Genomic DNA, 15,277 nt, shown 5'->3' with positions numbered 1-15,277 from the left:
TTAAGGAAAGAACATGAGTTTTGTATTTAACCCAATGCCAATTGTCGGTCTTGCAGTCCAAGATAGCCAAGATCTATTCCCGGTACGCCGTGTTTATTGTGTTGGCCGTAACTATGCAGCACATGCGCGTGAAATGGGTTTCGATCCAGACCGTGAACCGCCATTTTTCTTCTGTAAACCCAATGACCCGCAGTCAATTGTGCCGGTGCCTGCAGGTGAAGAAATTTCAATTCCTTATCCAGAGATGACCTCAAATTACCATTATGAAATCGAGCTGGTCGTAGCGATTGGCAAAGACGGGAAAAATATTTCAGTGGAAGATGCTGCCGACTATATTTACGGTTATGCAGTAGGTCTAGACATGACCCGCCGAGATTTACAAATGGCGCAGCGTGAAAAAGGTCGTCCATGGGAAGTGGGTAAAGCATTTGATTACTCGGCGCCAGTAGGGTTGATCCACACTAAAAGTCAAACAGGTGAGCTGAATACAGGAGAAATCCATTTAACAGTCAATGGTGAAACTAAACAGCGTAGCGATGTGAATCATTTAATTTGGAATATTGCAGAAACCATTGCCAATCTTTCGACTTTATTTGAACTGAAGCAGGGCGATTTAATCTTTACCGGCACGCCAGAAGGTGTAGGTGCTGTGGTGAAAGGGGATGTCATGCGTGCGGATATTACTGGGCTGACTGGCATAACTGTGAATGTAAGCTAATCAGAAAGATAGTTTTTTGAAATAAATCTTGAGGTCTCAAACCTAACAGGCAGTGGATGTATAAAGTTTGATAAATGGCAAACTTTCTAGTTGGCACAGAAAATGGATGATGTGGCTGTATAGTGTGGCGACCTGATGAACAAAAAGTGATCCGACTAAAGTATTGAGCATTGTCGAAGTGCTTGACGCTATATTTCCACTGCCTTTGAGGGATTTGAAATTCTTGCATTCATGATCACTTACGGTATTTGCGGCCCTTGCATTGTAGGCACCGGAAAAGGAAACCTGCATAGGTTCAGTCAAATGATGCAGTTGATTATAAAAATCAGTGAGATTCAAAAAGACCGCCGTTGAGTCTGCTGAGGCATGAAGCCTGGCTTTAAAGATAAATCGGCTAAACAGGAATTATAGGCGTGTTGAACAGAACTGCATGATCTGATCACCGCATATTAAAAGGTGGGCTTTACGACAGGGATGTTGTTTAGCTTCTCATCCGCTTTGTATTCATAGGATTGAAACAAGGGTAAGAAGTATTTCCGCAGGAAGGCGGAAACATTTTTCATGGATATGAAGAATGCACAATCAACAAGGCAATGGAGATGAGTCTAAAAGCTCTCAAGTATTCTGAACGAGAAGAACGAGGGAAACTCCATTGCAGCTACGGAAAGTTGGAAAGAAAGCAAAGAGGATTGCTGATATGAAATTAAAATTACTTACTTTGGGGTGCTTGGTGTGTTCAGCGGGCGCTGCTCAAGCAGATGTAGTCAAAGATGCGCAGGTTCAAGCGGACTTTCGCAATTTTTATATGCATCGCATACCGGACACCCAACCTGTTCCGGAATTTGAACATTGGTCTCAAAGTGCATCGCTAAGTATTAAATCAGGCTATGCGGAACCGATTGGTCCCGTTGCTTTTGGTCTGGATGGGACGGTTATGCATGCCGAGCGCTTGATGAAAAATGACAATGAACTGGTACGTGATGGAACCATGCCAAATAATCCGGTTACAGGCGAACAGGAGCAAGCTCAGACTCAATTAGGATTAACGCTAAAAGCCAAAATAGCGAATACTGAAATTCGATATGGTCAGTTGATGCCGAAGCTACCGGTTGTGCATATCGATTACAGCCGAAACTTACCGACGACTTTTAAAGGGATCATGCTGGAATCCAACGATATTCAAAATACCCGAATTACGGCTGGACGTATTAACCGTGTTTTGGCGCGTGATAAAGAAGACTATGCCAAACTGACACTGGACGTGAATAAAACCGGTCAGGTTTCCGATGGCTTAAACGTATTCGGTATCGATTATAAATTGGCTCCAAGTCTGGATGTTTCCTATTTTTATGGTGGCTTAGAAGACATTTATGATCAGCACTATATCGGACTAAAGCATCAACATAAATTTTCAGATCAATTGAAGCTGACGACAAATGCCGGTATTTACGATACCCAAGATTCTGGCGACAGCTTACAGGGCAAAATTGATAACCAAGCCTATAATTTCATGACCATGCTGCATTACGGTCCGCATAAGTTCGGTCTGGGCTATCAGCAAATGTCTGGCGATACGGCATTTCCTTTGCTCAGCGGCTGGACACCTGCACCGTATTTAACCCAGTGGGGTAGCATCAGTTTTTATAAAGCGCAGGAACGTTCGGTTCAATTCCGCTACGACTATGATTTTTCAGATATCGGCATTAATGGTTTAAATATGATGACCCGTTATATTATGGCGGATCATATTAAAAATCCGGCCATTGATGATGTCAAAGAAAGCGAGTTCAACCTGGTCTTGAATTACGGGATTAAAGAGGGCCGTTTCAAGGGCTTGGGCTTTCAATATATGCTGATTAAAACCGACTTTGAAGGTGCTGGCATCAAATTGGATGAACATCGTTTCTATACCAACTACACCTACAAATTCTAATGACTGGATGATACAGAATTAGATTTTTTTTAAATTAAAATATCAACCGAATAGTTGGTTGTATTTTTTAAAAATATGCCGTATGTTTATTGTCAGTTATCACTGGCAATAAACACAAAACAAGAAACAGGGAGTTGTTTACATGAATGTGCTCAATCAGGATCAGTTAAATCAGCAGTATATTGATGGCAAGTGGCAGCCGGGTTCATCATCCCGCACAACTGAAAATTTCAATCCCTATAATCAGCAGCTCATTCATCAGTTTCAGCTGGCAAGTATTGCAGATGTGGACGCAGCCTATGCAGCAGCAAAAAAAGCGCAGCCTCAATGGGAAAAAACCTTGCCTGCCGAGCGTATTGCACTGATTCAGCGTTTGGAAGAGGTGTTGAAAACACGTGGTGAAGAGATTATTGACTGGCTGATTCAGGAGTCGGGCAGTACACGTTTAAAAGCCAGCATTGAACTGGGTGCAGCTCAAGGTATTACTGCGGAAGCCAAAACCTTTCCACTGCGTATCCATGGTGAAATTCTGCCAACCAGCGTTCCGCATCAGCAGAGCCGTATTTACCGCAAAGCTTTAGGCGTGATCGGCGTGATCAGTCCATGGAATTTTCCATTTCATCTCAGCATGCGTTCAATCATTACCGCTATTGCTTTGGGCAATACCGTGGTGCTTAAACCAGCAAGCGATACGCCCGTAACAGGCGGTACTTTACTGGCAAAAATCTTTGAAGAAGCGGGTTTTCCTGCAGGTGTCCTCAATGTCGTGGTCGGTGCCGGCAGTGAAATAGGTGACTATTTTGTTGAACATGCTGTGCCAAGCCTGATTTCATTTACCGGTTCTACAGAAATTGGCAAACGAGTCGGTCAGCTTGCAGTCGGTGGCAAGTATATTAAGCGTATTGCGCTTGAACTCGGGGGCAATGCACCGATGGTGGTTTTAGATGATGCCGATTTAGCCTTGGCTGTAGAGCTGACGGTCATGGGCCGTTTCATGCATCAGGGGCAAATCTGCATGAGCACCAACCGCGTGATTGTTGATGCAAAAGTATATGATGACTTCATCTCTTTACTGGAACAAAAGGTTAAAACATTAGTTATCGGTGACCCGAACGAGATGGGAACTTTAATTGGTCCAATTATCAATCAAAGTCAGGTCAAAAACATCCAACGTATTATTGCAGAAGCAAAAGCTTCTGGCGCTAAAATGATTATTGGTGGCGAGACTCAAGGTCAGGTGATTCCACCGCATGTCTTTATTGATGTTGATCCGCAATCAGCTTTAGCGAAAGAAGAAAGTTTTGGTCCAGTTTTGCCGGTGATTAAAGCACGTGATGAAGCGCATGCTCTGGAACTTGCAAATGACACCGAATATGGTCTCTCCAGTGCTGTATGCACCACCAATCATGAACGTGGTGTAAATTTTGCGTTAGGCATAGAAGCAGGCATGACCCATATTAATGATATTACCGTGGATGATCAGTCACATGCGCCGTTTGGCGGTGAGAAAAATTCTGGTTTAGGTCGTTTCAATGGTCGCTGGATTATTGAAGAATTTACCCGCACGCATTGGGTGACGGTACAAACTAAAGCGAAAGATGCGGTTTAAAGCGAATTCCTCGTTCAAATTTGTTCAACTTTAAACTTTGGTATGAAAGCTGTTAAAAACGTTTTACAGCTTTCATTATTTCACACATAATGATTTAAATAACCAACTGGTTGGTTGAAATAAAACAATGGAGTGTTTATGCAAAATAACAATCAGGGTTCTTTAAAAGGGCTACGTATTCTGGACTTAACTCATGCCCTGGCAGGTCCATTCTGTTCACAAATGCTGGCGGATCATGGCGCTGATGTCATTAAAGTTGAACCTTTAGAAGGCGATTTTTTCCGTAAAATGGGACCATTCCGCCCAGATGATAAGGACCGTTTTTTTGGCGGTTTATTTCAATCCTGTAACCGTAATAAGCGTTCAATTTCACTGAACCTGAAAACCGAATTAGGCCGTGAAGCGCTGATTGAACTGGTCAAAAATGCGGATGGTCTGGTGGAAAACTACCGTGCCGGCGTTCTTGAAAAAATGGGACTTGGCTATGAACAGTTGAAAGAAATTAACCCACGTTTGGTCTATACCTCAATCCGTGGTTTTGGTGACCGCGTAGGTGGTGAAAGCCCGTATAAAAACTGGCCAGCATTTGACATTGTTGCACAGGCAATGGGCGGCTGGATGGGCGTGACCGGTCAGGATGAACAGCATCCGGTAAAAGTCGGCGGTGGTGCAGGTGATACAGTATCTGGCTTGTTTGCTGCCTTTGGTACAGTATCAGCGTTGCTGCATGCGAAAAATACAGGTCTGGGCCAATATGTAGATGTTGCAATGACCGACAGTATTCTCGCACTTTCAGAAATTGTGGTGAGCCAATTTTCATATTTAGGCGTGTCGGCTAAACCGGTTGGCAACGGCATTCCGGGTCTGGCGCCATTTGGTACTATTAAAGTAAAAGATGGCGTTATTGCTATTGCTGCGCCACATGATCCACAGTTCCATTTGCTCTGTGATTTACTCGGCTGTCCAGAATTGAAAGATGAACCTAAATACTTAAATGAAGGTACGCGCTGGGCAAATCATCTGGAACTGAATGCGACCATTGAAAAGTACACGGTACAGAAGACCAAACTGGAATTAAAAGAACTCTTTGGTGGACGTGTTCCATTTAGCCCAATTTATACCGGTGAAGAGATCTTCAAGGATGAACATTTCGCTGCGCGCAATATGTTACCGCTAGTTGATCATCCAGGCACGGCAACCCCAACAGCTGTACCTGGCATTCCCGTGAAAATGTCGTTAACGCCAGGCGAAGTTCGTACGCGTGCACCTAAATTAGGTGAGCACACACGTGAAATTTTAAATGAAATGGGATGGGACAATCAGCGTATTGAACAGCTGCTCGAAAATGGCATCTTGTATGCTGCCTAAAATCTAAAAATTGTTAATTAAATTGCAACAATAATCCGTTTAGGCGGATTATTGTTTTTAGCTGGATTAAGCTTTCTTTCGCTTATAAAATAAGCACTATTAAAAATAATATAATTTATTTATAATACTGCCAAATAGTTGGTTGATAATATTCTTTAACCTGCTGATATAATTTATATTTGAAAATTCATATTTTATTTAAAGGCACTTATGTTGGTCTACAGGCTAGATTGCTCTCAAATAGCTTAGTAAGCAATTTTTTTTGCACATATTGAACCATGGATTTTATTTTTTAGGATTTCTAAATGTCCGAAGTAGATACAAAACAGATTGAAACGTCTAAAGATTTGAGTAGTCATGGTGTACTTACGAAAACCCGCCAACCGCGTAAACGTCGCCCAAGTACAGATGCGCGTCATGAAGATAAGCGCTTATTGATTCTGATGACGGCAGCAGAACTGTTTTCAACTTTGGGTTATGAAGCAACATCTTTAGATTTAATTGCAGAGCATGTGGGCATCCATAAGGCGACGCTCTATCATTATATTTCAAATAAAGAAAGCATACTTTACGATTGCCTTCAGCTCTCATTCAAAGATTTGGATGAGATTATTGAAGAGATGAAAGATAAAGATGTTTGTGTATTCGTGCGTTTGCGTAAATTTTCCCGTTTGCTTGCAGTCGCACAAAATAACGTATTTGGGCGCTGTCTGGTGCTTGTCGGTGCTCGACCGCTGGATATCGGTTCTGGACAGCAGATTAAATCGTTTCAGCGCCGTCTGGATTTAACCGTACGTGAATTGATTCAAGAGGGCATTGCTGATGGTAAAATTAAGCCATGCTCTCCGGGCATGTTCTCGGCCATGTTGTTTGGTGCTTTGAACTGGGTGCCACGCTGGTATAAAGAGGATCATGAACTCAATGTATCTGAAATTGCAGATGCGTTTATGGATACATTTATTGATGGGATCCGTGCCTAAGCGGTGAGATGAATCCATTCCGTTTATATAACTTAGATTAGCATTTTAAGCCCAAAATCATTTTGGGCTTTTTTATGTCCGAAATGCTGTTCAAGCAATTCAATAAACAGGTTTAAGTTTAATCCATATACTGTCATGGCTATTGATATAAAATTTCTGCTGCAATATTGGTGCTGAATGGGCTGACCTTTAGCCTAAGATAATGACAATAAAAAAGAGGCCATGAAAGCCTCTTTTTTTATGAACAAAGCTGAAATTTTACATTGAACGTGCGATCACGTCTTTTAAGGTCTCATTTGAACCGCCGTAAATTTTCGCGACACGTGCATCCATAAACAATTGTGCGATTGGGTATTCAGTACAGTAACCATAGCCGCCAAATAACTGCAGGCAGCGGTCAATGATCGAACATTGCTTTTCTGAACCCCACCATTTTGCCATCATGGCATCGTTTGGCTGTAGCTCTTTACCATCCACCAAATCTTTAATAATGGTGTCAATAAAGACACGTCCAACACGTGCTTCAGTCAAGCATTCAGCCAGTTCAAATTTGGTATTTTGGAAATCCCACAGGGTTTTACCGAGCATTTTGCGGTTTTTCGCATGTTCAACCGTCATTTCAATTGCGCGTTCAGCGCAGGCAATACCGACAATACCAATAGATAAGCGTTCACGGGTAAACACATCCATTAACTGGAAAAAGCCTTTGCCTTCTTCACCGCCAATCAGGTTTTCAGCTGGAATACGTGCATCATCCAAGAAAATTTCAGCGGTATTCAGTGCATTTTGACCGATCTTATCAATAATATTGTTTACTTTAAAACCTGGACATTTATCTTTTTCAACCAAGAATAATGAAATACCTTTGGCGCCTGAACCTGAATCGCCTGTACGCGCAGCCACCAATACATAATCTGCCTGATCGCCCAGGGTACAGAATGTTTTTGATCCATTCAGTACATATTCATCACCTTCACGGCGCGCAGTGGTACGCAGCGCTTTCACGTCTGTACCGGCATCTGGCTCAGTAATCGCAACAGCAATCATTTTTTTGCCGCTGGCGATACCCGGCATCCATTTCAACAGCTGTTCATGTGTGGCGGTGCCCAGAAAAAATCCAGGACTGTTTAAAGAACCAGGAATAAAGCCAAATGTGGTATCGCATATTCGCGCCTGTTCTTCCATCATGATCACTTCATGTGCAAATGAAGCACCGAGACCGCCATATTCTTCTGGAACGCTCATGCAGAGCAAGCCTAACTCGCCAGCTTTTTCCCATACATCGCGGTCAATATAATGCTGTTTGCGGAATTTTTCCGCTTTGGGTGCAACTTCCTGTTCAAAGAAGCGGCGTGCTGTCACGCGTAATTGCTCAAGTTCTTCTGTCATCCATGGAGAGCGATATCCGTAAATCATGTTCAGTCCTTTTTGTTTCTCATCTAATAAATATTTTTGATCATGGGCAATTTTGCTTTGCCTAAATTTATGACCAGTTCCTATGAAAGCTAGTTTTAACAAATAAAAATTATTTGTCAACCGACAGGTTGGTTGATTTATTTAATTTATCAACCAACTTGTTGGTTGACATTTTTAAAATTCGTATTTACATTACTGAAACACCGCTCGGAATACTTATTTTGGTAGATGAATGGAAATAAAATTTCGAGAGGGTGTGTAGCAGAGGCAACAAAAATCAGGTTTGCCAAAGCTGAGAATCTATATGGAATCAAAAAATTTACAGTGATATCAGGACGCAGTTTTAGCTCATAGATTTGAGCGGCGCTTGATCAAAAAGCTAAAACAAGCAAGAACAACGGAAGGGATTGAAGTATGCCAAAGATTGTAAAAGTAGAATGTTTTCCAGTATCTACCCCACTGAAAAAGCCAGTTATTATGCCGAACACGCGTATTACCTCTATCGATAGCGTTGTGTTAAAAATCACATGTGATGATGGAACAGTGGGTATTTCAGATTCAGGAGATACATCTTCTTGGTATCGCGGTGAATTGCAGGAATCAATTATTGCCATGATCACGCGCGTGATTGCGCCACGTATTTTGATTGGTGAAGATCCACGCAATATTGAAAAAATTGTGGCAAAAATGGATTTGCTGGTACGTGACAATAATCAGGCAAAAGCGACTGTAGATTTCGCGCTTCACGACCTGAAAGGCAAGTTGTATGGCGTACCAGTATATGATTTGCTAGGCGGACGTACCTCAGAAGGTTCACGTCAAGGCTGGGTGCTTTCTGCAGGTAAGCCTGAAGATGTAGCTGCTGAAGCACAAAAAGCTAAAGCGTTGGGCTTTGAATTGTTCAAGATGAAAATCGGTCATGGTACGCTGCAAGATGATATTGATATGGTGCATGCAGTTCGTGACACAGTAGGTCAGGATGCCGTATTAACCATTGATGCTAACGGTTTCTGGAGCTATGAAAAAGCACTGCACGTGATTCGACGCATTGATTCAGCTGGTTTGGATCTGATTGAACAGCCGCTTGCGCATTGGGATATTGAAGGTATGGCGCGTTTGCGTGCTCAGGTGAAGACCCCAATTTATGCTGACGAATCTGCTCAAGAACTTCACAATCTTAAAGAAATCATTGACCGCCGCGCAGCTGATGGTTTATTTATCAAACTGCAAAAAGTAGGTGGTTTGGTGAAAGCACAGCGCTGGCTGACTATGGCACGTTTAGCTGGTTTGCCAGTTCACTGTGGTTGTATGATCGGTTCCGGTTTGGAACATAGCCCGGCAGCACATCTTTGGGTTGCAAATGAATGGGCATCTCAAGGTCTGAATGAATCTATTGGGCCGTTATTGATTCATGGCACGATGGAAAGTAAAAATATTGCGGCAGGTACTGATATTGCACTCAACATTCCTAAATTCGAAAATGGTATGTGCTATCCAAATGAAGGTCCAGGCTTGGGTATTCAGCTGAATGAAGAATTTCTTGTGAGCCACAAAACTCAGGGTGTTCAGGGCCGTGCGGTAGAAGGAAATAATGAGGTGGCTGCATAATGGTGCGTACAGGGCCATTATCCCACCTGACTGTAATTGAGTTTGCAGGTCTTGGACCTGCACCTTTTGCAGGAATGATGCTTGCTGATCAAGGCGCACGGGTGATCCGAATAGATCGTCCGGTGAAGCCTTCAAAAGGTGGGATGGCTGCATTAACAGCAAGAGACGCTGATGTGCTGGCACGGGGACGTGAATCTATTGCCCTGAATTTGAAAGCACCTGAGGCGAAAGGAATTGCTTTAAAGCTGATTGAAAAAGCAGATATTTTGATTGAAGGATTCCGACCGGGCGTTATGGAATCATTAGGTCTAGGTCCAGATATCTGTTTAGAATGCAATCCTGCACTGGTGTATGGCCGTGTAACGGGGTGGGGGCAAACTGGACCCTTATCTCAAGCTGCAGGTCATGACATTAATTATATTTCACTGACTGGCGCCTTGCACTCAACTGCGCGTGCTCATGGTCAACCGACGCCAACACCTGGTTTAATTGGTGATTTTGGCGGGGGCGGCATGCTGCTGTTTTCAGGGGTGTTGGCTGCAGCTTTACATGCAAAGCAGACAGGTGAAGGTCAAGTCGTAGATGCTGCAATTACAGACGGTTCAGCCTTGCTGACAGCGTTGATTCAGGGCTGGAGATCTTCTGGCTTATGGAATGATGAAGCTGGAACCAATAATGGTGATGGTGGAGCGCATTTCTATGATAGCTATAAGTGTTTGGATGACAAATATATTTCTATTGGTCCAATGGAACCGCAATTTTATGCGCTGTTTTTGGAAAAGTTAAATTTAAGCAATGATTCTGAGTTTCAGCAGCAATGGAACCAGAAAAAATGGCCGCAGCTGAAACAGCGTTTAACCGAGATTTTTCTGAGTAAATCGCGCGATGAATGGTGTGAAATATTTGAAGGAACAGATGCATGTTTTTCACCTGTATTGAGTTTGTCGGAGGCACCAAACCATCCGCACAACCAAGCACGTGGTACCTATGCGGTGGTCAATGATATTTTACAGCCAAGTCCAGCACCAAAATTCAGCAAAACTAAAATTTTGCAATGTAATCCGGTCAATTCGGTTGCAGTCGATACGCTGGATATTTTAAATGAGCTTGGTTACAGCACTGAAGAGCGCGAACAATTGTTAAAGACCGCGGCGCAGCAGTTGTAACAGATAAACCTTCATACGTTTTAAAGAAAATCAGTTTTCTTTAAAGCAGCTTTAAACCATGGTTACTGAATAACAAGGATGTGAGTTCAGTTATAACAAAATCTAAAATTAAGTGAGATTCAGGATGACTCAGCACACAACAGAACGAATGGACGTTCAACAATTTATTGATGGCATTCCCGTTTCAGGACTGCAAAAAGTAATCATTTTACTGTGCTTTTTTGTGGCGGCATTAGACGGTTTCGATATTGCAGCAGTCGGATTTATTGCCCCTGCATTAATAGCCGAATGGTCATTGACTCCAGCCGATTTAGCACCTCTATTTTTATCTGGCGTATTTGGATTGATGCTGGGTTCATTCATATTTGGGCCATTAGCAGATAAATTTGGCCGTAAAAAAATTATCATCTGGAGTGTCATTATATTCAGTATTGGTACTTTAATTTCTGCTTTTTCTCCAAGCTTAACTGTATTAATTGTATTACGTTTTCTGACTGGTTTAGGCTTGGGCGGTGCGATGCCGAATGCAGTGACCATTACCTCTGAATATTGTCCAACCAAACGCCGCTCGACTTTGGTTACCGTGATGTTCTGTGGCTATACCATTGGCGCAGCAATGGGCGGGTTGTTGGCAGGTCAGCTCATTCAGATGATTGGATGGCAGGGAATTCTCATCATTGGTGGAGTTGCACCATTAGTGATTTTACCTTTGCTGTATTGCTTTATGCCTGAATCATTACGCTTTATGGTGTTGAATAAATTCCCTAAAGAAAAAATTGATGCGGTGATTCAAAAAATGTCACCAAAAGGTCAACCAATTCCTGAGCTGGTGGCTTCTGTAACTGAAAAGCAAAATGTCAGTGTACGTGAGTTATTCAGTAAAGATTATTTCCTAGGCACTATCTTGTTCTGGTGTGCTTTTACCATGGGCTCAATCATCATTTATATGATCTCCAGCTGGATGCCAACGATTCTGAAAAATGAAGGCTTTGATATGCAAAGTGCGTCATGGATCACTTCAGCATTCCAAATTGGCGGTACTGTAGGTGCGTTAATCATTGCCTTTTTCATGGATAAATTGGGTCATAGCCGCACTTTAACAATCTCTTATATTGTTGGGGCAATTTGCGTATTGGCACTGAGTGCTGGCGTAGCCAACTTAAGTACCATGCTAATTGTTCTGGGTATATTTGGTATCGGTGCAGGGATCAGTGGTTCACATGTGGGCATCCATGTGTTCTGTTCTAGCTATTATCCAACACATTGCCGTTCAACCGGCGTGAGCTGGGCAGGTGGGGCAGGCCGCTTGGGATCATTCGTGGGTTCTGGCGCAGTTGGCTGGCTCATGGTTTCTGGTTTATCAGGTGAGCAGATTGTGAATTTATTGACAATTCCTGCATTCTTGGCAGCAATTTCAATGTTCTTGCTGACTCGTTTGCTGAAAAAGAACAAGAAAACTGAAGCACTCAATTTACAGAATGCAAATGTATAAGTTCAGATAAATCTCAACGCAAGACAGCTAAACCAGCGATGAAAATCGCTGGTTTTTTATTTGGATTAAAGCAAAAGAATTTGAAGCCATTACACACTCCAATTTTAAATTAGCGAATATTCAATATTGTCCTGGCTCTATAAAGATTTTAGCTCCAACGAACCTTAAGTTAGCGTTATAGGCTGTCATTGTTCAAAATGAATAAAATACAATCAACAACAGCAGTACATTTCAGTCAATATCATTACATCTTCAATCGATGTTTATCTCATTCCAAAAATACAATTCATATATATGCGTTTGACCATCGAAATATAATGTTGTTGCATCATCCTATGTGAACAGGCATCAGTATAATTATGATATTTAAGTGAATATGCATATTATGATTTTGAAAGTTTTCCTGAATGCATAGAGATACTATACGTTTTAAATTTTTATGGATCTGAGCGATGACTTTTAGAAAAATCAAAAGACAAGTATCTGGGGTTATTTCCCTGGAATATTTTTCCTGATTTAGTTCAGCTCATTTTTATAAGTTTTAATATTCCAAGATCAATCCATACACAGGGTATGATTTTCAGCTATTCACAATTTGATGAGTCAAAAAGCAGCCAATGCTGCTTTCATATTCGACTGGAAAAGGGGAGTATTTCTACGATTCACGTTCTTACTTGAACAACTCGCAAGTGATGATGTGAAAAATAAACACTCGGTAAAGCGGTAATGAACATGATAATGCTCATGTTTTGCAGAATATTGAACGGCAGTAAAGATAATAGTACCGTCATGACAAAGCCGCAGAAAAACTGGACGCTGCCCATTAAAGCACTGGCAAGACCCGCTTGTTTTGCTTGATTCTGCATGACGATCGCCATGGAATTAGGGCCTGTAAATCCTATACCGCTGACCAGTAAAAATAACCCTGACAATATCAGGTACGGGGAGTCTGTATATACCCAAGCACTAAAACTGACGATCAGAATGCCTGTCATTTGAATCAGTGCGCCAGATAAAAATAACTGACTCACTGAATAATATCGGATTAAGCGTTTATTTAAGAATGCAAACAGCATTAAGCCCAAAGCATTCATTCCAAACAAATAGGCAAAATATTGCTCTGGTACATTTAAGAAATCTATAAATAAGTTGGAAGATGCGCTGATATAGCAATACAGTGTCCCGTATAGCAGGGCTCCGGCACACATGGGTAATGCAAAAGATCGATCTTTAAATAACTTAATGTAGTTGCGTGCAATCTCTTTGGCTGAGATATTTATGCGGTTTGACGGAGCAAGTGTTTCGTGAAAAAAAAGATGTACCAAAATTAAAGTAACTAGGCCAATTGCAGTGAGCAAATAAAAAATACTGGACCAATGGAAATACTGAATTAATAAAGCACCTAAAATGGGTGCCAAGATTGGTGCTAAGCCTAATGCTAATAACATGGTTGAAAAAACTTTTGCTGATTCTTCCATATTCAGCCGGTCACGAATAGCCGCCCGTGCGATCACAACGCCTGCACAGCCGCCTAAAGCCTGAAACACACGACAAATTAGCAGAATAGTGTCATTGGGTGCTATTGCACAGCAGAAACTGGCAGCAATATAAATAAATAAACCTAAATACAGTGGAGGTTTTCGTCCATAACGGTCACTGAGCGGACCATAGATTACCTGTCCGCCAGCCAGTCCTAAGAAATAGGCACCGAGCGTATTTGCAATGGTTTGTGTGCTAACGTGATATTCATCTGCCATGATGGGCAAGGCGGGCAAATACATATCTGTTGATAAGGCGCTGAACGCAGTCAGTAGCGTCAGCAAAAATACCCAACCGAGTGTATATGAAGGTGCGGCTGAGGTTTGATTCATTTTCTGCTGCCTAAAAATTGTAAGTTAATATAATTTAATAAAATTATTTTATGGTTCGATGAATTTTGTCATCAGTACTGTAATAGATGAAAATTTAAGTTTTCATGGTTATTCACTCGTATTCTATAAATATATTTTATTTCTATCAACTGGTTGTTTGGTTTTTAGTGAGTTTAATTTTCTTATGTTAATTTTTTAATATAATTATTATGCAGCTTCAAATCTGATTGGGTTAAAAAGAGGGAAATGTATTTTTTATTCAATAAAATCTATTTTTAATCAGTAAGTTAGTATCTTATTTCAATTGGTGTTACCTAAGTTTACTGGAATTAAAATCGAACTTTATGATCGGGCTAATATTTTAATAAAATAATTTAATTGTTTAATTATATTGATCAAATAGATCGAGTAGTTTTTAACGGTATTTAATACGGTATATTTAAAAATATTTAAAATTAAATGTTTTTAAATCAATATGTTATCAAGCGATTATTGTGCGCGCTGAGCGCACCACAACTTATTATAAAATCAATAACCTATATATGCTTTGGCGTAATATTGGCGTAATCCATTTTTTAGACAAGAAAAAACCCGCTATATTTTTCGGGGTCTGCCTACTGCTTTTTTCAAATCTTCCGGCCTTTCATTTAGCCAGTCAGATAATTGTTTCAAGTTCCATCTTCGGCCTTTTACAGTTTCTGTAACATACTTTGGTTTTGGGAATCCTTTTAAGCAAATAATAGATGCTTTGAAATATCCTTTTTTCATAACTTAAAAATTCTGCCGCCTGATCATCTGTCAACCAAATGTCTGAAGGTGGTAGGGCAACAATAAAGTTACCCATGTTTGCCATTGCTGTCATTGATTCACCTCTATACAATTTTCTATATCTGGCATCTTCATAAAAGTAATCCAATGCGTATTTACTGTTGATGTGGTGTCAGCATTCGATAAGCCCACAAGGTCAGCAGCCACCTGATCAACCAGAACATCAAGTCGAGCCAGTTCAATTTTCACTAGGTCAATATTCAGCAGCGGAAAACAAGGAGCGAACAATTCAGGTTTAGTTTGAGCGTTCATGATAGGTCTCCATAAGTTGCTAATGGCATTGCAACT

Annotated in this window: 11 protein-coding genes and 1 pseudogene; 8 read left to right on the top strand and 4 right to left on the bottom strand. The window is 41.3% G+C overall.

Annotated elements, in window-relative coordinates; all coding sequences use genetic code 11:
- Positions 1-13 precede the first annotated feature (13 nt).
- From B9T29_RS14575 to B9T29_RS14555, 5 genes are all read left to right on the top strand, one after another.
- Positions 14-718 carry a fumarylacetoacetate hydrolase family protein gene (locus tag B9T29_RS14575; protein WP_086176619.1) on the top strand — a complete coding sequence of 235 codons (705 nt, stop codon included), beginning with the start codon at positions 14-16 and terminating at the stop codon, positions 716-718.
- 697 nt (positions 719-1,415) lie between these two features.
- Positions 1,416-2,651: an OprD family outer membrane porin gene (locus tag B9T29_RS14570; RefSeq protein WP_086176618.1), complete on the top strand. Its 1,236-nt coding sequence runs from the start codon at positions 1,416-1,418 to the stop codon at positions 2,649-2,651.
- Between the two features lie 142 nt (positions 2,652-2,793).
- Complete coding sequence (locus B9T29_RS14565) at positions 2,794-4,260, top strand: aldehyde dehydrogenase family protein (protein ID WP_086176617.1); 1,467 nt, start codon at positions 2,794-2,796, stop codon at positions 4,258-4,260.
- Between the two features lie 138 nt (positions 4,261-4,398).
- Positions 4,399-5,628 carry a CaiB/BaiF CoA transferase family protein gene (locus B9T29_RS14560; RefSeq protein ID WP_086176616.1) on the top strand — a complete coding sequence of 410 codons (1,230 nt, stop codon included), beginning with the start codon at positions 4,399-4,401 and terminating at the stop codon, positions 5,626-5,628.
- A gap of 305 nt (positions 5,629-5,933) precedes the next feature.
- Positions 5,934-6,608 (top strand): TetR/AcrR family transcriptional regulator, encoded by a 675-nt coding sequence (locus tag B9T29_RS14555; protein WP_086176615.1) that lies wholly within the window; start codon positions 5,934-5,936, stop codon positions 6,606-6,608.
- A gap of 258 nt (positions 6,609-6,866) precedes the next feature.
- On the opposite strand, the gene B9T29_RS14550 is transcribed toward B9T29_RS14555, so the two are convergent.
- Entirely contained in the window at positions 6,867-8,024 is a 1,158-nt protein-coding gene (locus tag B9T29_RS14550; RefSeq protein ID WP_213033308.1) for an acyl-CoA dehydrogenase family protein, read from the bottom strand.
- 414 nt (positions 8,025-8,438) lie between these two features.
- Between B9T29_RS14550 and B9T29_RS14545 the strand changes: the two genes are divergently transcribed.
- The 3 genes from B9T29_RS14545 (at position 8,439) to B9T29_RS14535 (ending at position 12,290) form a co-directional block, all read left to right on the top strand.
- Positions 8,439-9,632, top strand: a complete 1,194-nt coding sequence (locus B9T29_RS14545) for a mandelate racemase/muconate lactonizing enzyme family protein (RefSeq protein WP_086176613.1) — start codon at positions 8,439-8,441, stop codon at positions 9,630-9,632.
- Positions 9,632-10,798: a CaiB/BaiF CoA transferase family protein gene (locus B9T29_RS14540; RefSeq protein WP_086176612.1), complete on the top strand. Its 1,167-nt coding sequence runs from the start codon at positions 9,632-9,634 to the stop codon at positions 10,796-10,798. The genes B9T29_RS14545 and B9T29_RS14540 overlap by 1 nt, the downstream gene beginning before the upstream one ends.
- A gap of 124 nt (positions 10,799-10,922) precedes the next feature.
- Complete coding sequence (locus B9T29_RS14535) at positions 10,923-12,290, top strand: MFS transporter (protein WP_086176611.1); 1,368 nt, start codon at positions 10,923-10,925, stop codon at positions 12,288-12,290.
- A gap of 662 nt (positions 12,291-12,952) precedes the next feature.
- On the opposite strand, the gene B9T29_RS14530 is transcribed toward B9T29_RS14535, so the two are convergent.
- The 3 genes and pseudogenes from B9T29_RS14530 to B9T29_RS14520 all read right to left on the bottom strand — a co-directional run bounded on the left by B9T29_RS14530 (position 12,953) and on the right by B9T29_RS14520 (position 15,241).
- The gene (locus tag B9T29_RS14530; protein ID WP_086176610.1) at positions 12,953-14,161 is read right to left on the bottom strand and encodes a multidrug effflux MFS transporter; all 1,209 of its coding nucleotides are present in this window, start codon (positions 14,159-14,161) and stop codon (positions 12,953-12,955) included.
- 594 nt (positions 14,162-14,755) lie between these two features.
- A pseudogene (locus tag B9T29_RS14525) lies at positions 14,756-15,023 on the bottom strand (hypothetical protein).
- Positions 15,020-15,241 carry a hypothetical protein gene (locus B9T29_RS14520; RefSeq protein WP_086176609.1) on the bottom strand — a complete coding sequence of 74 codons (222 nt, stop codon included), beginning with the start codon at positions 15,239-15,241 and terminating at the stop codon, positions 15,020-15,022. The pseudogene B9T29_RS14525 and the gene B9T29_RS14520 overlap by 4 nt, the downstream one beginning before the upstream one ends.
- Positions 15,242-15,277: the final 36 nt, after the last annotated feature.

Origin of the sequence: Acinetobacter sp. ANC 3903 (assembly GCF_002135315.1) — a bacterium.
GTDB lineage: Bacteria > Pseudomonadota > Gammaproteobacteria > Pseudomonadales > Moraxellaceae > Acinetobacter.
Note: the sequence above shows the minus strand (reverse complement) of the source record. Positions and strands in the feature narration are given on the sequence as shown.